This window comes from Trichlorobacter ammonificans (assembly GCF_933509905.1).
Classification (GTDB): domain Bacteria; phylum Desulfobacterota; class Desulfuromonadia; order Geobacterales; family Pseudopelobacteraceae; genus Trichlorobacter; species Trichlorobacter ammonificans.
The window spans coordinates 1,929,026-1,946,899 of sequence record NZ_OW150024.1; the positions used below are offsets into that span (position 1 = coordinate 1,929,026).

Here is a 17,874-nt window from a genome sequence, read left to right on the forward strand (position 1 = left end):
TGAACAGGGGAAGCGGCTACAATGCCTGCTTCCCCTGTATGATTTTCAGCAGCAGATGTATCGGTTACTGACGCCGTCAGCGTTCCCAGATTTCCTTCTTCTCCTTGCCCAGGTAGGCCCGCTTCACCTCGGCGTTTTCCAGCAGTTCTCCAGCCGCCCCTTCCAGGATCACCTTGCCGGTTTCCAGCACGTAGCCGCGATCGGCAAGCCTGAGCGCCGCCTTGGCGTTTTGCTCCACCAGCAGGATGGTCACCCCCCGCTCGTCGCGCAGCTGGCGCAGCACCTTGAAGATTTCCTGCACCACCAGCGGCGCCAGTCCCATGGAAGGCTCGTCCAGCAGCAGCAGCCGGGGACGCGCCATCAACGCCCGGCCAATGGCCAGCATCTGCTGTTCTCCCCCGGACATGGTGCCGGCAGCCTGTTCGCGCCGCTCCTCCAGCCGGGGAAACAGGGTGAAGATCTCCTGCATGTCCTTCTTGATGGCCCCCTTGTCGTCGCCGTTGCGGTAGCGCAGGTAGGCCCCCAGCATCAGGTTGTCCGCCACGGTCATCGGCTTGAACACCTGCCGCCCCTCCGGCACCTGGGAGACCCCCAGCCGGACGATCCGGTCCGGCGCCAGGGCCTGGATCGGCTCCTTGCCGAACAGCACCTCGCCACCCTTTGCCTGCGTCACCCCGGAAATGGTGTTAAGAATGGTGGTCTTGCCGGCACCGTTGGCGCCGATCAGGGTGACAATCTCTCCTTCCGCCAGGTGCAGGGAGACGTTTTTCAAGGCATGGACCTTGCCGTAGTAGGTGTTGATGTTCTTCAGTCGCAGCATCAGTCGTCATCCCCCAGATAGGCGGCAATCACTTCCGGATTGTCCTGAATGTCGCGGGGGGTGCCCTCGGCCAGCTTCCTGCCCAGGTTGAGCACCACGATCCGGTCGCAGATATCCATGACCAGCTCCATGTCGTGCTCCACCAGCACCACGGTCACACCGGCATCACGGATACGCCGGATCAGGGCGGCCAGTCCCAGGGTCTCCTGGCTGTTCAGCCCGGCGGCCGGCTCATCCATCAGGATCATCCGGGGCTTGCAGGCCATGGCCCGGGCGATCTCCAGCAGCCGCCCCTTGCCGAACGGCAGGTTGGCCGCCTGGACGTCGGCCAGTTCCTCGATACCGACGAACTGCAGCCACTGACGGGCCTCCTCACGAATCCGCCGTTCCTCCGCCACGACCCAGGGCATCTTCAGGGCACAGGCAAAAAGACCGCTGCTGGTACGGCTGTGCAGTCCCACCATCACATTTTCCAGCACCGTCATCTGGCCGAACAGCTCCACGTTCTGGAAGGTACGCACCATGCCCAGGCCGGCCAGCCGTTCTGCCGGCAAACGGCTGACATCGCGTCCCTCAAACAGCACCTGGCCGCTGGTCTGGCTATAGATGCCGGTGACGATGTTGAACAGGGTGGTCTTGCCGGCACCGTTGGGACCGATGACGCCGGTAATCTGCCCCGCACCGACGGTAAAGGAAACATCGTCGAGAGCGGTGACGCCACCGAATATCTGGGTGATTCCCCGCAGTTCAAGCATGGGCATCCCCCTTTCCGGTGCCGGAGCGCCGCAGCTTGCGGAACAGCGCCGGAATCCCCCGTACCAGCCCGCCGGGCATGAAGATGGTCATCACCATCAACAGACCACCGTAGAAGACGATGTCGTAATCATGCAGAAAACGGAGGAACTCCGGCAGCAGGGTCAGCAGCAGCGCCCCCAGAATGGAGCCGTAGATGCTGCCCAGTCCGCCGATCACCACCATGGTGAGCAGTTCCACCGAAATGTTGAAACCGAATGAGGCCGGTGCAATGAAGGTCATCACATGGGCGTAGAGGGAGCCGGCCACGGAACAGATCAGCGCCGACAGGGCAAAAACCTGCACCTTCAGCAGACGGGCATTGACCCCCATGACCCGCGCCGCCACCTCGGAGTCATGGATGGCACGGAAGGCCCGGCCGATACGGGAATTGGCCAAATTGACCGACAGCAGCACGAAGAGCAGCACGAAACTCCAGACCAGAAAGTAGTTCTTCAGGTCGCTGTCGAAAACCAGGCTACCGATTTCCAGGCTGGGTATGCCCGAAAAGCCGGAGGGACCACCGGTGACCCCCACCCACTCCTGAAAGACGATGTAGATGATGATCCCCAGTCCCAGGGTGGCCATGGCGAGGTAGTGCCCTTTGAGCTTGAGGATCGGGAAGCCGACCAGAAAGGCCACTCCTCCCACCAGCAGGGCCGCCGCCACCATGGTCCCCCAGGGATTCCAGCCGTAGGTGCCGGTCAGCACGCCGGAAAGGTAAGCCCCCAGGCCGAAGAAACCGGCATGGCCCAGCGATATCTGGCCGGCATAGCCCAGCAGCAGATTAAGCGCCACGGCCAGCAGGGTATGGATGCCGACAAAGACCAACACGTTCAGCAGGTAGCCGTCCGTGAAAAAAAACGGAGCCACCAGGACGCAGAGGGCAAAGATACCGAATTTGATCAACTCTTTCTTCACGCCCTTACACCCTCTCCGATTCCGGTTTGCCGAACAACCCCTGGGGTCGCAGGAACAGGATCAACAGCAGGATGATGAAGGCGATGGCGTCCTTGTAGCCGGAGGAGATGAGTCCGGCTCCCATCGACTCCAGCACCCCCAGGATCAATCCGCCGATCACGGTGGACAGGCCGCTGGACATGCCACCGATGATGGCGGCGCAGAACCCCTTCAATCCCAGCATGATTCCGACATCGTACGCGGTCATGGTCAGCGGCGCCACGATGATGCCGGCCAAGGACCCCATGGCGGCACTGATCATGAACGAGAGCAGGACCATCCGCCGCACGTCGATTCCCACCAACCCCGCTGCCCGCGGATTGTAGGAACAGGCACGCATCGCCCGGCCGCTGATGGTGTGGTTGAAAAACCACTTGTTGAGCGCGATCAACACCAGGGTAATGCCGAAGATCCAGAGATGCTGCGGCAAGAGCGTCGCCCCCCCCAACAGGATCGGCTCCTCGCCGGAGAACGGCGGGAGAGCATGGGTATCCTTGCCCCAGATCAGCATGGCCAGCCCCCGGATCAGGATGGCGCCGCCGATGGTGATGATCACCAGACTGATAGGCGAGGCGTTCCTGAGGGGGCGGATGGCCAGCCGCTCGAACAGCAGGCCGCACAGGGTGGCCAGCAGCACCGCCAGCGGTACTGCCGCCCAGAGAGGCAGTTTCAGGGCGGAGACGAGAAAGAGGGTCAGCATCCCACCCAGCATGACGAACTCCCCCTGGGCGAAGTTGATGATGCCGGTGGCGTTGTAAATGATGGAAAAGCCGATGCCGATCAGGGCGTAGATCGCCCCGGTGGACATCCCGGACAGCAGGTATTGCAGCAACTGATTGCCAAGTTCCATAGCGCGAATGCACCGACCCTTTACAGACTGAAAGACAGGCATAACGCCTGCCTTTCAGTACCAGTGATGAGCTCCCTGAATCTGCACTTCAGGAAACGGAAGCGACCGATTCTACTTCAGCAGCGTCCAATCCCTGTTTCTGATCTCCACCATCACGAACGCTTCTTTCGTGAGCCCGGCATGGTCGCTGGGACTGAAGGTGAAGGTTCCTCCGATGCCGTGGAAGTCACGGGTTTTCTCCAGGGCGTCCCGGATTCCCTCCGGCGTGGCGCCGCCCCGCTCGATGGCCCCCTTGATCAGCATGACGCCATCCCAGGCGTGGCCGCCGAAGTGGTCGCCCTCCAGCCTGAAAAGGCGCTGGTATTCACGAACGAATGCCAGCAGCGACTTCTTCTGCGGATCGGACGCGGGGAGCACGTCGGAAACGATCACCCGGCCCGAGGGGAGCCTGATCCCTTCGGCGGCGTCACCGGCCAGCTCGATGAATTTCTTGGAAGAAACGCCGTGACTCATGTAGAGGGGGAGCTTGATTCCCAGCTGCTTGGCGTTCTTGGCAACCACCGCCGGACCGGGATTGGTGCCCCAGCAGATGACCGCCTGGGCCTGGGAAGCCCGGATCTTGGTAAGCTGGGACGTCATGTCCGTATCCTTGGGGCCGTAGGTGTCGTCCACCACGATCTGGATGCCGTACCTTCCGGCAAGGGCCTTCAACTGCTCCCGGCCCGAAGCACCGAAACCGTCGGACACCGTCAGGATGGCGACCCGGTTCAGCTTCTGCCGATGCAGGTACTCGTAAATCCGGGCCACGGCAAGACCGTCGTTCTGGGCGGTCTTGAAAACGTAGGGTTTGACCGGATCGGTAATCTTGCTGCCGGCAGCACAGGAGATCAACGGCACCTTTTCCTTTTCCGCCACCGGCACCACGGCCATGCTCTCGCCGGTGGTGCTGGGACCGACGATGGCCACCACCTTGTCGTTCTTGATCAGCTTGGTGGCCAGTTGCACCGCTTTGGTGGCGTCACCGGCGGTGTCGTAGGCAACCAGCTCCAGCTTCTGCCCCTTGATGCCGCCGCTTCTGTTGATGCCGTCCACCACCATCTGGGCGGTGTTGCGCTCCGGCTCGCCCAGGAAGGCGGCCGGGCCGGTGACGGCAAAGAGGCCGCCGATCTTGATGGTGCCGGCTGCCAGGGCCACTGATGAGGTCAGGCAGAGTGCCGCTGTTACTACTACCTGAAGAAATCGTTGTGCAATCATGGTTCGTGACCTCCCGTTATTTCAGCAGCACCCAGTCGCCCTTACTGACCTTCACCATCTCGAAAGCCGACAGGTCAAGACCGTTATGGTCGCCGGGGGACATGGTGAAAACGCCGGACACACTGACCAGCTTGTTCGCCTGCTCGATGCCGTCGCGAATTTTGTCCGGTGTTGCCCCTTTGGTCCGGATGGCGTTGGTCACCAGCAGGAACCCGTCGTAGGCGTAGCCGCCGAAGGTGGAGGCTTCGGTACCAAAGGCCTTGCGGTAGGCGGCATCATACTCCTTCAGCAGTTTATATTGGGGGTCTTTCTTGGAGATTGCATCAAAGATCGCCAGTTTGCCGGCGGGCAGCATCACCCCTTCGGCGGCATCGGCGCCGGCCAGTTCGATGTACTTCTTGGAAGCAACGCCGTGACTCATGTAGAGCGGCGTTTTGATGCCCAGCTGCTTGACGTTCTTGGTGATGATGGCCGGGCCCGGATTGGTGCCCCAGCAGATGATCGCATCGGCCCTGACGGCGCGAATCTTGGTCAGCTGCGGAGTCATGTCCGTATCCTTGGGACCGTAGGTCTCATCGGCCACGACCCTGAACCCCTTCTGGGCGGCAAGTGCCTTCAACTGCTCCCGGCCGGAGGAACCGTAGCCGTCGGTCACGGTCAGCAGCGCAAACGACTTCTGCCCCTGCTTGGCCATGTAGTTGAGGATCTTTTCGGCAGCCACATGATCGTTGGCCGGGGTCTTGAACACCCATTTGCGGTCCTTGGCCGGTTCGGTGATCTTGATACCGGCTGCACAGGAGATCAGCGGTACCTTTTCCTTTTCCACGATCGGCACCAGTGCCATACTTTCGCCGGTGGTGCTGGGACCGATGATGGCCACCACCTTGTCGTTCCTGATCAGCTTGGTGGCAAGCTGCACCGCCTTGGTAACGTCACCGCCGGTGTCGTAAATGACCGCTTCCAGCTTCTGGCCGTTGATGCCACCCCTGGCATTGGTCTCGGCCACCAGCATCTCCAGGGTGCGCTTCTCCGGCTCCCCCAGGAACGAGGCCGGGCCGGTCACGGCGAACAGGCCACCAATTTTAATGGAGCCGGAGGCCGTCGCCACACCTGCCGACGCCAGCAGCATCCCCACCATACTCCAGAGTACCATCAGTTTTCTCATCATCTGCTTCCTCCGTTTTGAGGGCATCACAAGCTGTACAGCCGCTCGCCTTCAAGTATGCTGAAACCGCCGGAATTCAGGGATACAAGTGCCTTCTCGGTTTCGTCGAAACGGAAAATGATCACGGCGTTGCCACCACAGCGTTCCACGAAGGCGTACATGTATTCGACATTGATCCGGTCCCGGTCCAGGGTCTGCAGGATGGTGGCCAGCCCGCCGGGCTGATCCGGTACTTCCACCGCCACCACCTCGGTCTTGTTGACGGTAAATCCCTTCTCCTTCAGGACCTGCTTGGCCTTTTCCACGTCATTGACGATCAGGCGCAGGATGCCGAAATCAGAGGTATCAGCCAGGGAGAGCGCCCGGATGTTGATGGACGCCTCACCCAGGATGCGGGTAATTTCGGCCAGACGGCCCGACTTGTTTTCGATGAAGATGGAGATCTGTTCGACGTTCATGGTCGTTCCTCCTCTTACAGCTTGCGATTGTCCTGCACGCGTTTTGCTTTGCCTTCGCTGCGCTGGATGGTCTTCGGTTCAACCAGCCTGACCGTGCAGGTGACCCCCAGCATATCCTTGATCTCCTTCTCGATCCGCCGGGACAGGGCCTGCAGCACCTTGATCTCGTCGGAGAAGAGCTGTTCGCCCACCTCCACCTGCACTTCCAGGGTATCCAGGTTGTCCGCGCGGTCCACGATGAGCAGGTAGTGCGGTTCCACCCCCTCCACCCGCACCAGGATCGACTCGATCTGGGAGGGGAAGACGTTGACCCCGCGGATGATCAGCATGTCGTCGGAACGGCCGCTCATCCGGGCGATGCGGGCGTGGCTCCTGCCGCAGCGGCAGGGCTCGCGGGTGATGCTGGTGATGTCCCGGGTACGGTAGCGGATCAGGGGAATCCCCTGCTTGGTGATGGTGGTGATGACCAGCTCCCCCTTTTCGCCTTCCGGCAGTTGCCGGCCGGTTTCCGGATCGATGATCTCGGCAAGGAAGTGGTCCTCCCAGATATGCAGGCCGTGCTTGGCTTCGATGCACTCGATGGCCACACCGGGCCCCATGATCTCGGAGAGGCCGTAGATGTCGATGGCATGCAGCCCCAAGGCGGCCTCGATCTCGCCCCGCATCGCCTCGGACCAGGGTTCTGCGCCGAAAATCCCCACCCGCAGCTTGCCGCCGCGCAGGTCATAGCCTTCCGCCTGGGCTTCCTCGGCCAGGTAGAGGGAGTAGGACGGCGTGCAGGTCAGCACGGTGGAACCGAAATCCTGCATGATCATGATCTGACGCTTGGTGTTGCCACCGGAGATCGGAATCACCGAGGCTCCCAGTCGCTCTGCGCCGTAGTGGGCCCCCAGGCCGCCGGTAAAGAGGCCGTAGCCGTAGGCGTTGTGAATGATGTCCCCCCGGTGCACCCCGGCGGTGACAAAGGAGCGGGCCATCAGTTCGCTCCAGGTCTCGATGTCCTGGCGGGTGTACCCCACCACCGTCGGTTTGCCGGTGGTGCCGGAGGAGGCGTGGATTCGCACGATCTCATCCATCGGCGCGGCAAACAGGCCGTAGGGGTAGGAATCGCGCATGTCCTGCTTGGTGGTGAAGGGAAGCCGCTGCAGGTCTTCAAGGGAGCGCACCTGGTCCGGTGCGACACCGGCAGCCTCAAAGGTTTTCCGATACAAGGGCACGTTGCGCACAACCCGTTCAAGCGTCGCCTGAAGCCGCTTCAGCTGCAGCGCCTCCAGCGCCGCCCGGGGCAGGGTCTCAAACTCCTCATTGAAGTAGGTGGTTGCCATGGATCCTCTCCGTTCCTACAGTGAACGCCCGAGTTGAAACGCCTTCAGGTTGATCTCCAGCGCTTTCTTCGGCACCATCTTCTCCAGGGCCTGTCGCCAGACCTCCTCGGCAATCTCCAGGCGCCGGGAAACCGCTCCCAGGAGCACCGTGTTGGCGGCCCGCAGATCACCGGCCTCCAGGGCCAGCCGCTGGCCGTCCACCGCCAGGGTGTCGGGAAACGCCGTGCGAATCCGCTCCACCAGGCCGTCGGGGTAGCGAGCCTGTCCCAGCAGTACCGACGGCGGCGGAATCTTGAAGTCGTTCACCACCACCGTGGCGCCGGGCTTGAGCAGGGAAAGATAGCGCACCGTTTCCAGCAGCTCAAAACCGAAGAGGATATCCCCCTCCCCTTCCGGCACCACCGGCGAGAAGACCCGCTCACCGAAGCGGACATGGGAGACCACGCTGCCACCCCGCTGGGACATGCCGTGAATCTCGCTCTTCTTGACATCGAAGCCGGCCAGCATGAACGCTTCCGACAGAATTTCAGAGGCCAGCAGAATTCCCTGCCCCCCCACCCCCACCAGGAGGATATTGGTTATCGGCGTACTCATTTTTTCCCCCCGATGGCGTTGAATTTACAGAGTTGCTGACAGACGGTGCAGCCGGTGCAGAGATGGGGGTCGATGAACGCCTTGCCCCGCTTCCCTTCCGGGTCCGGTTTCCATTCAATGGCGGGACAGCCGATCCGCAGGCAGGCCTTGCAACCGGTACAGCGTCCCTGATCCACCTCCAGCACCGCTCCCTTTTCGAACCGCCCCGCGCCCTTGATCAGACAGCAGGGGCGGTTGGTGATGACCACCGACGGCTCCGGCCGCTGCATCTCCTCGCTGAGCGCCGCTTTCGTGGCCTCCAGATCGTAGGGGTCCACGGTGCGGACGTGGCGGATGCCCAAGGCCCGGCAGAGGTCGGGGATATTCACTTCCGGCGCGGCCTCGCCATCCAGGGAGTAGCCGGAGGCCGGGTTTTCCTGACGGCCGGTCATGGCGGTGATCCGGTTGTCCAGGATCACCACCGTTGCCGGCGCCTTGTTCCAGGCCATCTCCATCAGACTGTTGATACCGGTGTGCAGGAAGGTGGAGTCGCCGATCACCGCCACCACCCGCTGCTGCTCCTCAGGCGGGAGCACCCGCACGATGCCGCTGGCATTGCTGATGGAGGCCCCCATGCAGACGCAGGTGTCCATGGCGTTGAGCGGCGGCATGAAGCCCAGGGTGTAGCAGCCGATGTCGCCGGTTACGTAGGCGTTCAAGCGGTTTAGCTCGTAGAAGACCCCGCGGTGGGGACAGCCGGGGCACATGTTGGGGGGACGGGGGGAAGGGGCTCACCCTGTCCCTGGCGGGCGGCAGCCTGACCCGGCATGATCCCGGCAGTACTGAAGGCGTCACGGATACGGCCGGGGGACAACTCGCCGCAGAGGGAGATGATCTCCTTGCCCGTCACCGCAATCCCCATGGCTTTCACCTGCTCCTCGATGAACGGGTCCAGCTCCTCAACCACGAAGAGTCGCTGCACCTTACCGGCAAACTCGCGAATCAACTGCTGCGGCAGCGGCCAGACCATGCCCAGCTTGAGGGTGGACGCCTCGGGCAACGCCTCCCGCACGTACTGCCAGGTAACGCCGGCACAGATGACGCCGATGTCGGCGGAACGGATTTCCATCCGGTTGATGGCGGCAGTGTCGCCGTAGGTTGACAGGTTGACGGAACGTTCCTCAACCAGCGGATGACGAACCCGTGCATTCCCCGGCAACATCACGAGCTTTGCCGGGTTTTTCACCAGCTTCGGCTCCGGCAGCCCGCTCACCGGTTCCCCCGGCTGCACGATGGACTTGCCGTGGGAGATACGGGTACAACTGCGCAGCATCACCGGGGTGTCGAACTGTTCGGACAGTTCGAAGGCCAGCCGGGTAAAGTCGAGACATTCCTGGGAGTCGGCCGGCTCCAGCATCGGCACCTTGGCAAAACGGGCATAGTTGCGGCTGTCCTGCTCATCCTGGGACGAATGCATCTCCGGGTCATCGGCAACGATCAGCACCAAGCCGCCGCCGACGCCGGTATAGGAGAGGGTGAAGAGAGGGTCGGCCGCCACGTTGACGCCGACATGCTTCATGCAGGCCAGAGCCCGGCCGCCGCCAAAGGAGGCACCGATGGCAACTTCCAGGGCCACCTTTTCGTTGGGAGCCCAGGAAGCATCGATTTCCCGGTACCTGACGACGTTTTCAAGAATCTCGGTGGAAGGGGTTCCCGGATAGGCGCTGGCCACCTTTACGCCGGCCTCGTGGGCGCCGCGGGCAAAAGCTTCGTTGCCGGACAGAATTTCCTTGTTCACTCGTGCTCCATTGTCTCTGAATAGTGGTGTCATACCTCAAAAAAAAGAACATTGTTTATACACGTCCCGGCGAAGACTTGTCAATTCGTTTGCGTGGATACGCTACCCGCGTCCCGGCAGTAAAATGCCGGTTTGTGCTGCCTGCCGGTTTATGATATGAGTAGCGCCATCATGGCCGCCTCCCTCGCCTGCATAGACCTGACCCTCGAAGGGCTGACCACGGGGCTGAACCTTGAACTCTCCCCCGGTACGGCCGCGCTCTTCACCGCCGCCGGCGAGCAGGAATGCCTGCTGCTGGCTCGTACCTTCGCCGGCGAGCGTCCCCCCGACAGCGGCAGAATTCTTCTGGGAGACGCCTGCCTGGCGGAACTGGGCCGCAGCCAGCTTCACCAGCTGCGGCGCGCCATCGGCATCGTTTCCCCGCAGGGCGGACTGATCTCGAACCTGAAGCTGTGGGAGAACATCACCCTGCCGCTTTTGTTTCACGACGGCTGCGTGCCGGAATCGGCCAGCCGGACGATCCGCTCCCTCCTCGACGCCTTCGGCTTCACCGGGAACATCTGGGCCCTGCCCGGCCACCTGACCCCCTTCGAACGCCGGATGGCGGCCTTTATCCGGGCTGCCGTCAGCGGTGCACGCTGCCTGATCTACGCCGGCTGTTTCGACAACCTGCCGCACAGGGAACGGGACCTGCTCGTGGAGCAGGCCGCCGGGCTTCACCGGAGCAACGCCGGCATGATCTCGCTGTACCTCACCGCCACCACCACCCCCCTTGACCACCTTGAGCCGGACCTGCACTGTAACCTGCGCCACCAACCGGCCCAGATCACGAGGACTTAGATGAGTATGGAACAGGACCCCCGCTTCAAATATCTTGAGCGCAAGATCGGGCTGTTCGTTCTGGCCGCCCTGGCCGGGGTCGTGCTGGTCGTTGCCCTGGTCGGCTACCAGAAGGATCTGTTCACCAGCACCTATACCCTCCACTTCACGGTGGATCGCGGTACCGGCTTCACCAAGGGGATGCCGGTCAAACTGTCCGGCTTCAGGATCGGCCGGGTCACGGACCTGGCCCTGAACAATCAGGCCATGGTGGACATCACCATCGAAGTCGCCAAGAAATACCACTCCTGGGTACGCAGCGACTCCACCGTCAAGCTGGTCAAGGAGGGGTTGGTGGGGGACAGCATCGTGGAAGTCTCCGTCGGCTCCCTGGACAAGCCCCAGGTCAAGGACGGCGACAGCCTGACCTACGTCAAGACCAAGGGGTTGGACGAACTGGCCGACGAAATAGCCGAAAAGGTGAAACCGGTGCTGATCGAGGTCAAGGAGATCATCAGCTACGTTAACGACCCGGAGGGCGACCTGAAGAAAACCGTCAGAAATCTTGAACTTCTGACCCGCAACCTGGAAACCACCCGCAGCAACGCCGATGCCCTGCTCAGCGGCGCCAACCGCAACCTGGAGGGGATCGCCCGCCAGACCGCAACCCTGCTGGACACCACCGGCCGCAAGATCGACAGCCTCGACCTGACCACGATCAACGCTTCCCTGGATCGCCTGCCACCGCTCCTGGACAAGACCGACGCCGCCATGGCCAACTTGGTGCAAATCTCCGACGATACCCGGCTGATGACCCGGCAGACCTTCCCCCTGCTCCCCGGTCTGCTCTCCCGCACGGAAGAGCTGCTCTTCAGCACCGACCGGCTGATGAACACCCTGAACCGCTCCTGGCTGCTGGGGGGGACGGACGCTCCCTCCCTGGACCGGACCGGAAAGGCGGGTGACAGCCATGACTAGGACTAGGAACGAACGGAGCCGGGTTCGTGTCCGTCCCGGCGGCGTCATGCTGCGGGACTCCCTGCACGGCGTACTGCTCTGCATGCTGCTGGCCGGCTGCGCCGGCGGCATGCCGCAGGCAAGCGAAAGCCACCGCCGGATTGCCGACCTGAACGAGCGGGCGCTGATGAGTGTGGAAAAGAACCGCCTGGACGATACCCGGCGCCTGCTCGACGAGGCCCTCGGGCTGGCCACCGCCCTGGATGACGACGGGCAGCAGGCCCTGACCCTGCTGAACCTGGCCCGGCTGGAACGGCGACTGGGCCGGCTGGAGCAGGCGACGCGGCTGCTGGAACGGGGCCGCCGTCACGCAGGCGCAACTGGGTACGCCGCCGATCTTGCCCAGGAAACGGCCCTGGTGCTGCTGGCCGGGGGACAGACAGCCGAGGCCCGCCGCTGGGCGGAAATCGCCCTGCAGGAGGAGCGGGGGGAGATGACGGCGCGGCGTTTGAATCTGCTCTCCCGCATCGCCCTGCGGCAGGAGGACCGTGCCGCAGCCCTCGCCTACGCGGAGCAGGCACTGGAGAAGACCGGCTCACGGGAACTCCTGGCCGAGGAGCGGGCCAATGCCCTGCGGACCATCGGCCGGCTGCGGGGCGAGGAACAGCGGTTCGCAGAAGCCGAGAAACTGTTGCTCGAAGCGCTCGCCCTCGACCGCCGCCTGGAGCGTCCGGCAAAGATCGCCGCAGACCTGGAAGCGCTGGCGGCCCTGTTGGAACGAACGGGCGACACCGCACGCAGCGACGATTACCGCCAGCGGGCCGCCAGGGTACGACACCAGCTTCCGCCGCGCGCCACGGAGCCCTGAATGATGCAGAGCAGCGGCGATTCCCTTGCCGGCTTTTTCATGATCTCCTGCCTGCTGGGGCTGGCACCCGGTCCGGACAACCTTTACGTACTGACCCAGTCGGCCCTACGGGGCAGAGGTGCCGGCTTTGCGGTCACCCTGGGACTCTGTACCGGCCTCGTCGGTCATACCGCCGCGGTGGTGCTGGGGCTGGCCGCGGTGCTGGCCGCCTCACCCCGGGCATTGTTCCTGCTCAGGCTCTGCGGCGCCCTCTACCTGCTCTGGCTGGCCTGGCACGCCTTCAGGACCACGGTCACGGCAAGCGGCGCCACGACTGGAGAGGAGCTGAGCGGCTGGCAGCTGTACCGCCGCGGTATCCTGATGAATAGCTCAAACCCCAAGGTCACCATCTTTTTCCTGGCCTTTCTCCCCCAGTTCGTCCTGCCGGACCGGGGGCCGGCCGCAGTCCAGCTTGCGCTGCTGGGAGGACTGTTCATCGCGGCAACCCTGCTGGTCTTCGGCAGCATCGCCCTGCTGGCCGGCCTGCTGCGGGAACTGTTCTCCCGCGTTCCGGCCGTGCAGTTGACCCTGCAGCGCGCCGCCGGAGCGCTGTTCATCGCCCTGGCCCTGAAGCTGCTCCTGAGCAGCCCCTAGCGGCGCTGCCGGACGCCGTCGGCACCGCGCACCCTGTTTGCGGCCGGCCACTACACAGCTGTTGTTGGTCCATCACGGACACAGGATACGACCATGACGTCCTACCGCGACCTGACGATCAAGTACAAATTGACGCTCGGCTATGCCGCAGTCCTTGCCCTCTGCTGCCTGATCGGTTTTTTCGGCTTCAGGGGGATGTCGGAAATCAAGGCCCGGCTGGATGACCTGCAGCAGAACCTCATGCCCAACATCACCACCATCGCCGACATCGACCGCTACGCCCAGCAACACCGCCGCGCCTTCCTGCACTACCAGATCAACGCCCACCCCGACCACCGCGCCGCCGTCGCCGCCCGGCTGTCCAAGACGGAGCTCCAGACCAGACAAACGCTCAAGCGACTGGAAACATTGGATCAAACCGCCGAGGAACGGACACTGCTGGGAGAAGTCAACCTGCTCGTCCAGCAGTACTTCGATGCCGCCAACGCCGTACAGAAACAGGCGGCATCCGGCATTGACCACGCCCGGCTCGATGCCGAAAACGAGCGGATATTCGCCCACTTCAGCAGGCTTGAAGCCGCGGTCAACCGGCTCTCCCAGCTCAACAGCGAAGAGGCTGCCGGTCATTACCAGAGCAGCACCCTCACCTACCGGCAACTCTGCTTCTGGCTGGCGCTGCTGCTGGTCTGTACCACCTTGCTTGCCGCAGCCATGATCGTCCTGATCAGCCGCAGCATCTCCACCCCGGTGCGCACGGTGCTGGACGCTATCCGCCTGCAGGAGGAGCGGGGCAGAGAGAATGCCCGGCTGGCGGAGGCGATCGCCGGCGGCGATCTGGGGCAGGATGTACAGATCGGTGAGCCGCTGCAGCTCGACCAGGAACAGATCAGCCGCGACGAAGCCGGCATGCTGCTCAGAGCCGTGGCGGGGATGAGTGAATCGCAGCACGCCCTGGACCTGGCCTTTGCCGAAATGACCCGCTCCCTGCGCCGCCACCGCGACGAGGAGGCGGTACGCGCCTGGTTGAAGAACGGCCAGCATGAACTGAACTCCCTCCTGCGGGGGGACCGTTCCTCCGAGGAGCTGACCGGGCATACCCTGACCTTTCTCGCCGACTACCTGGGGGCCGGCGCCGGTGCCTTCTACCTGTTCGACGAGCCGGAGGGGATGCTGCGCCTCGTTGCCGGCTACGCTCTCAGTCGCCCCGACGAGCATCCCCAGCGGATCGCCCTGGGAGAAGGGCTGGTGGGGCAGGCAGCCCGCGAGCGCAAGCTCATCTGCCTGAACGCCGTCCCCCCCGACTACCTGCGGATCGGCTCCGGTCTGGGCGAGGCCGATCCGATCGCCATCCTGATCCTGCCGCTTCTGCATGACAGCGACCTGGTCGGCGTCATCGAACTGGGTTCCTTCGTCGATTTCACCACCGAGCAGCTCGACTTCCTGCAGCAGTCCCGCGAAGCCATCGCCATCGCCTTGAGCGTCAACCGGTCGCGACACCTGGTCAACGACCTGTTGGCCCAGACCCAGGCCCAGGCCGAAGAACTGCGGGTACAGCAGGAGGAGCTGCAGCAAACCAACGAGGAGCTGGAGGAGCGCGCCCAGGTGCTGGAGCTGCAACGGGAGCACATCCGTGCCAAGAACCGGGAGATCGAGGAGAAAAGTCGCGAACTGCAGCGCAAAGCCGACGAACTGGAACGGGTCAGCACCTATAAGTCCGAATTCCTGGCCAACATGTCCCATGAACTGCGCACGCCGCTGAACAGCCTGCTGATTCTTTCCGGCCTGCTCAGGGACAACCGCGACGGCAACCTGACCCGGCGCCAGGTGGAATTTGCCGCCACCATCAACAGCGCCGGCCGGGACCTGCTCACCCTGATCAACGACATTCTGGACCTCTCCAAGATCGAGTCGGGCCACCTGGAGTTCCATTACGAGGAAACGACCCCCGCGGAGATCTGCGGTGAGCTGGCCGCCATGTTCACCCCCCTGGCCGAGGAGAAGGGGATCGATTTCGTGCTGCGCTACGACGAGCCGCTGCCGCCCGTCCTGCTGGCAGACAGCCAGCGGGTTCGCCAGATTCTGAAAAACCTGCTCTCCAATGCCTGCAAATTTACCGCCCATGGCCAGATGGAGCTGCGCGTCCATACGCCCCACGCCGCCGACTCCCCCCTCGAGCCCCCCGCCGTGGCCTTTGCGGTCAGCGATACCGGCATCGGCATCCCGGCCGACAAGCAGTCCATTATCTTCAACGCCTTCCAGCAGGCGGACGGCAGTACCAGTCGCACCTACGGCGGTACCGGTCTGGGACTTTCCATCTCCCGCCAGCTGGCCCGCTCCATGGGGGGAGAGATCACCCTTGTCAGCGAGCCGGGCAACGGCAGCACCTTCACCCTCTACCTGCCACTCACGGGGAGCTGTGCCCTGGTCCGCCCGGAACCGTCCCCCCCCCTGCCGCAGCAGCCGCCCCCGCCAGCCGTCACGCCGGGCAACGCCAGGGCCGTCGAGAAGAGCATGGAGCCGTTGCCGCCCCCCATTGCGGATGACCGTGAACTGCTGCAGCACGGCGAGCGCAGCATCCTGGTCATCGAGGACGACCTCCCCTTTGCCGCCGTGCTGCGCGACATGGTGCGGGAGCGCGGCTTCCGCGCCCTGGTGGCCGCCGATGGTGAAAGCGGTATCGCCCTGGCCCAGCGCCACCACCCCAGCGCCATCATCCTGGACGTGATGCTCCCCCATATCGACGGCTGGGGCGTGATGCGCAGCCTGAAGGACAACCCGGAGACCCGCCATATCCCGGTCCATTTCATCACCTGCCTGGAGGAACGCCGCAAGGCCATGGCCATGGGAGCCATCGGTTTCATCACCAAGCCGGTCAGCAGCGACCAGTTGGAGGCGGTCTTCGGCACCCTCACCACCGCCATGGACAAGACCATGAAAATGCTGCTGATCGTGGAAGACGATCCCGCCCAGGCCACCGCCATGGTGGCCCTGCTGGAGGCGGGCAACGTCGTCATCAAGGTGGCGGAAACCGGCGACCAGGCCATTGCGTTGCTCTCCAGCGAGCCGTTTGACTGCATCGTGCTGGATCTGGGGCTGGCCGACATGGGGGCCTTCGAGTTGCTGGAAGAGCTGAAACGACTCGACCCGGGGCGGCGCATCCCGGTGATCATCCACACCGGCCGTGAACTTTCCCGCGAAGACGAGCGGCGGCTGCACCACTACGCGGAGAGCATCATCATCAAGGGGGCCAAGAGCCCGGAACGGTTACTGAACGAGGTGACCCTCTTCCTGCACCTGATCGAGACCTCCCTTGACCCCGGCAAGCAGCGGATGATCCGCGCCGCCCTGGACAAGGAGGCGATGCTGGAAGGAAAGAAAGTGCTGATCGTGGACGACGACATGCGCAACATCTTCTCGCTGTCCAGCGCCCTGGCCGAGAAGGATATGATCATCCTGGAGGCGGAGAACGGCCGGGAGGCGCTGCGGCAACTGGATCAGCACCCGGACGTCAACCTGGTGCTGATGGACATCATGATGCCGGAGATGGACGGCTACGAGGCGATGCGGGCGATCCGGGCCGACAACCGCTTCAGGAACCTGCCGATCATCGCCCTGACCGCCAAAGCGATGAAGGGGGACCGGGAGGAGTGCCTGAACGCCGGCGCCAGCGACTACATTCCCAAGCCGGTGGACATGGACAAGCTCTTTTCGCTGCTGAGGGTCTGGCTTTACTCCTCGGCAACGTCGACTACAATGGACATGTAAAAGCGGCAAGGCTTCCCCGCGGCAGATGGCCCGGCGCCGCACGACAACGACCCAAGGAGGCTGCTCATGAAACGGCTGTTTCTGGCGTTTGCCCTGCTGGCAGGCATCATAACCGCGTCCGCCGCCCCTGCCGAAGAGATCGTACTCAGCACCGGCAGCGGCCCACTGGACAGCGTCATCACCCCGGTCAAGCAGGCCTTTGAACAGGAGTCCGGCATCAGACTGAACATCCTGTTCGGCAGTGCCTCCCTGGCCTTCAAGCAGTTTTACAAAGGGGTATCCGAGATTGCGGTGGTGGGGACCAGTTTTGAGGAAGCTCTTGAGCTGATGAAGAAGGAACAGTTCGAGGTCCAGCAGCCCGAAACGCTGTACCACGTCGTGCTCGGCAAGGGGATGGTCCGGACCGTGGTGAACAAATCGAACCCGGTTTCCCGGCTGTCGCGGGCACAACTCAAGGGAATATTTACCGGCAGCATCGTCAACTGGAACGAGGTCGGCGGCCCCGATATGCCGATCATCGTGGTGCTCTCCACCCTCAACCCCGCCACCAACGGCGCTTTCAGGAAAACCATCCTGGATGGCGAGCCGTTCATGCGGGAGGTCCTGGAGCTGGGTCACATGGATGAACTGCGCGGCGCCGTGGAGGTAAACCGGGAAGCCATCGCCATCGGTACCTCCGCGCTGCTCGGCGGGTCGGCCAAGCAGGTGGAAACCCCCGAGGTATTCCGCCCGGTCACCCTGATATCACGGGGAGCGCCTTCGCCGAAGGTACAGAAATTCATCGACTTCATCCTGCAGGGGCCGGGTGCTGCGCTTGTCAAAAACTAGCGGGACCCG

The 17,874-nt window shown here is 63.3% G+C and carries 15 protein-coding genes and 1 pseudogene; 6 read left to right on the forward strand and 10 right to left on the reverse strand.

What is annotated here, in order from left to right:
* Window positions 1-76 precede the first annotated feature (76 nt).
* The 10 genes and pseudogenes from RAK07_RS08690 to iorA form a co-directional block, all read right to left on the reverse strand.
* Complete coding sequence (locus RAK07_RS08690) at window positions 77-820, reverse strand: ABC transporter ATP-binding protein (RefSeq protein WP_305732443.1); 744 nt, start codon at window positions 818-820, stop codon at window positions 77-79.
* Window positions 820-1,575, reverse strand: coding sequence for an ABC transporter ATP-binding protein (locus tag RAK07_RS08695; protein ID WP_305732444.1), 756 nt, complete (start codon window positions 1,573-1,575; stop codon window positions 820-822). Before RAK07_RS08695 ends, RAK07_RS08690 begins: the two co-directional genes overlap by 1 nt.
* On the reverse strand, window positions 1,568-2,533 hold the full coding sequence (locus RAK07_RS08700) for a branched-chain amino acid ABC transporter permease (RefSeq protein ID WP_305732445.1): 966 nt from the start codon (window positions 2,531-2,533) through the stop codon (window positions 1,568-1,570). The genes RAK07_RS08695 and RAK07_RS08700 overlap by 8 nt, the downstream gene beginning before the upstream one ends.
* A gap of 4 nt (window positions 2,534-2,537) precedes the next feature.
* A complete protein-coding gene (locus RAK07_RS08705; RefSeq protein WP_305732446.1) occupies window positions 2,538-3,422 on the reverse strand; it encodes a branched-chain amino acid ABC transporter permease in 885 nt (294 codons plus the stop codon).
* A 111-nt stretch (window positions 3,423-3,533) separates the two neighbouring features.
* The gene (locus tag RAK07_RS08710; protein ID WP_305732447.1) at window positions 3,534-4,676 is read right to left on the reverse strand and encodes an ABC transporter substrate-binding protein; all 1,143 of its coding nucleotides are present in this window, start codon (window positions 4,674-4,676) and stop codon (window positions 3,534-3,536) included.
* A gap of 16 nt (window positions 4,677-4,692) precedes the next feature.
* Complete coding sequence (locus RAK07_RS08715) at window positions 4,693-5,841, reverse strand: ABC transporter substrate-binding protein (RefSeq protein ID WP_305733497.1); 1,149 nt, start codon at window positions 5,839-5,841, stop codon at window positions 4,693-4,695.
* A gap of 26 nt (window positions 5,842-5,867) precedes the next feature.
* Window positions 5,868-6,299, reverse strand: coding sequence for an ACT domain-containing protein (locus tag RAK07_RS08720; protein ID WP_305732448.1), 432 nt, complete (start codon window positions 6,297-6,299; stop codon window positions 5,868-5,870).
* Between the two features lie 14 nt (window positions 6,300-6,313).
* Window positions 6,314-7,624 (reverse strand): phenylacetate--CoA ligase family protein, encoded by a 1,311-nt coding sequence (locus RAK07_RS08725; protein ID WP_305732449.1) that lies wholly within the window; start codon window positions 7,622-7,624, stop codon window positions 6,314-6,316.
* Between the two features lie 15 nt (window positions 7,625-7,639).
* A complete protein-coding gene (locus tag RAK07_RS08730; protein ID WP_305732450.1) occupies window positions 7,640-8,218 on the reverse strand; it encodes an indolepyruvate oxidoreductase subunit beta in 579 nt (192 codons plus the stop codon).
* Window positions 8,215-10,028, reverse strand: a pseudogene (gene iorA / locus RAK07_RS08735) (indolepyruvate ferredoxin oxidoreductase subunit alpha). Before iorA ends, RAK07_RS08730 begins: the two are co-directional and overlap by 4 nt.
* A 123-nt stretch (window positions 10,029-10,151) precedes the next feature.
* On the opposite strand from iorA, the gene RAK07_RS08740 reads away from it, so the two are divergent.
* The 6 genes from RAK07_RS08740 (at window position 10,152) to RAK07_RS08765 (ending at window position 17,865) form a co-directional block, all read left to right on the forward strand.
* Window positions 10,152-10,835: a P-loop NTPase family protein gene (locus RAK07_RS08740; protein WP_305732451.1), complete on the forward strand. Its 684-nt coding sequence runs from the start codon at window positions 10,152-10,154 to the stop codon at window positions 10,833-10,835.
* On the forward strand, window positions 10,836-11,792 hold the full coding sequence (locus tag RAK07_RS08745; protein WP_305732452.1) for an MlaD family protein: 957 nt from the start codon (window positions 10,836-10,838) through the stop codon (window positions 11,790-11,792).
* On the forward strand, window positions 11,785-12,639 hold the full coding sequence (locus tag RAK07_RS08750; protein ID WP_305732453.1) for a hypothetical protein: 855 nt from the start codon (window positions 11,785-11,787) through the stop codon (window positions 12,637-12,639). Before RAK07_RS08745 ends, RAK07_RS08750 begins: the two co-directional genes overlap by 8 nt.
* The gene (locus RAK07_RS08755) at window positions 12,640-13,272 is read left to right on the forward strand and encodes a LysE family translocator (protein WP_305732454.1); all 633 of its coding nucleotides are present in this window, start codon (window positions 12,640-12,642) and stop codon (window positions 13,270-13,272) included.
* 93 nt (window positions 13,273-13,365) lie between these two features.
* A complete protein-coding gene (locus tag RAK07_RS08760) occupies window positions 13,366-17,037 on the forward strand; it encodes a response regulator (RefSeq protein ID WP_305732455.1) in 3,672 nt (1,223 codons plus the stop codon).
* 66 nt (window positions 17,038-17,103) lie between these two features.
* Window positions 17,104-17,865 carry a substrate-binding domain-containing protein gene (locus tag RAK07_RS08765; RefSeq protein ID WP_305732456.1) on the forward strand — a complete coding sequence of 254 codons (762 nt, stop codon included), beginning with the start codon at window positions 17,104-17,106 and terminating at the stop codon, window positions 17,863-17,865.
* Window positions 17,866-17,874: the final 9 nt, after the last annotated feature.

What these genes read in the sequence shown, in the direction of transcription:
- RAK07_RS08725 (WP_305732449.1), bottom strand. Translation starts at nt 7,624, where the DNA reads ATGGCAACCACCTACTTCAATGAGGAGTTTGAGACCCTGCCCCGGGCG.
- RAK07_RS08740 (WP_305732451.1), top strand. Translation starts at nt 10,152, where the DNA reads ATGAGTAGCGCCATCATGGCCGCCTCCCTCGCCTGCATAGACCTGACC.
- RAK07_RS08720 (WP_305732448.1), bottom strand. Translation starts at nt 6,299, where the DNA reads ATGAACGTCGAACAGATCTCCATCTTCATCGAAAACAAGTCGGGCCGT.
- RAK07_RS08765 (WP_305732456.1), top strand. Translation starts at nt 17,104, where the DNA reads ATGAAACGGCTGTTTCTGGCGTTTGCCCTGCTGGCAGGCATCATAACC.
- RAK07_RS08750 (WP_305732453.1), top strand. Translation starts at nt 11,785, where the DNA reads ATGACTAGGACTAGGAACGAACGGAGCCGGGTTCGTGTCCGTCCCGGC.
- RAK07_RS08695 (WP_305732444.1), bottom strand. Translation starts at nt 1,575, where the DNA reads ATGCTTGAACTGCGGGGAATCACCCAGATATTCGGTGGCGTCACCGCT.
- RAK07_RS08745 (WP_305732452.1), top strand. Translation starts at nt 10,836, where the DNA reads ATGAGTATGGAACAGGACCCCCGCTTCAAATATCTTGAGCGCAAGATC.
- RAK07_RS08760 (WP_305732455.1), top strand. Translation starts at nt 13,366, where the DNA reads ATGACGTCCTACCGCGACCTGACGATCAAGTACAAATTGACGCTCGGC.
- RAK07_RS08730 (WP_305732450.1), bottom strand. Translation starts at nt 8,218, where the DNA reads ATGAGTACGCCGATAACCAATATCCTCCTGGTGGGGGTGGGGGGGCAG.
- RAK07_RS08690 (WP_305732443.1), bottom strand. Translation starts at nt 820, where the DNA reads ATGCTGCGACTGAAGAACATCAACACCTACTACGGCAAGGTCCATGCC.
- RAK07_RS08755 (WP_305732454.1), top strand. Translation starts at nt 12,640, where the DNA reads ATGATGCAGAGCAGCGGCGATTCCCTTGCCGGCTTTTTCATGATCTCC.
- RAK07_RS08715 (WP_305733497.1), bottom strand. Translation starts at nt 5,841, where the DNA reads ATGAGAAAACTGATGGTACTCTGGAGTATGGTGGGGATGCTGCTGGCG.
- RAK07_RS08705 (WP_305732446.1), bottom strand. Translation starts at nt 3,422, where the DNA reads ATGGAACTTGGCAATCAGTTGCTGCAATACCTGCTGTCCGGGATGTCC.
- RAK07_RS08710 (WP_305732447.1), bottom strand. Translation starts at nt 4,676, where the DNA reads ATGATTGCACAACGATTTCTTCAGGTAGTAGTAACAGCGGCACTCTGC.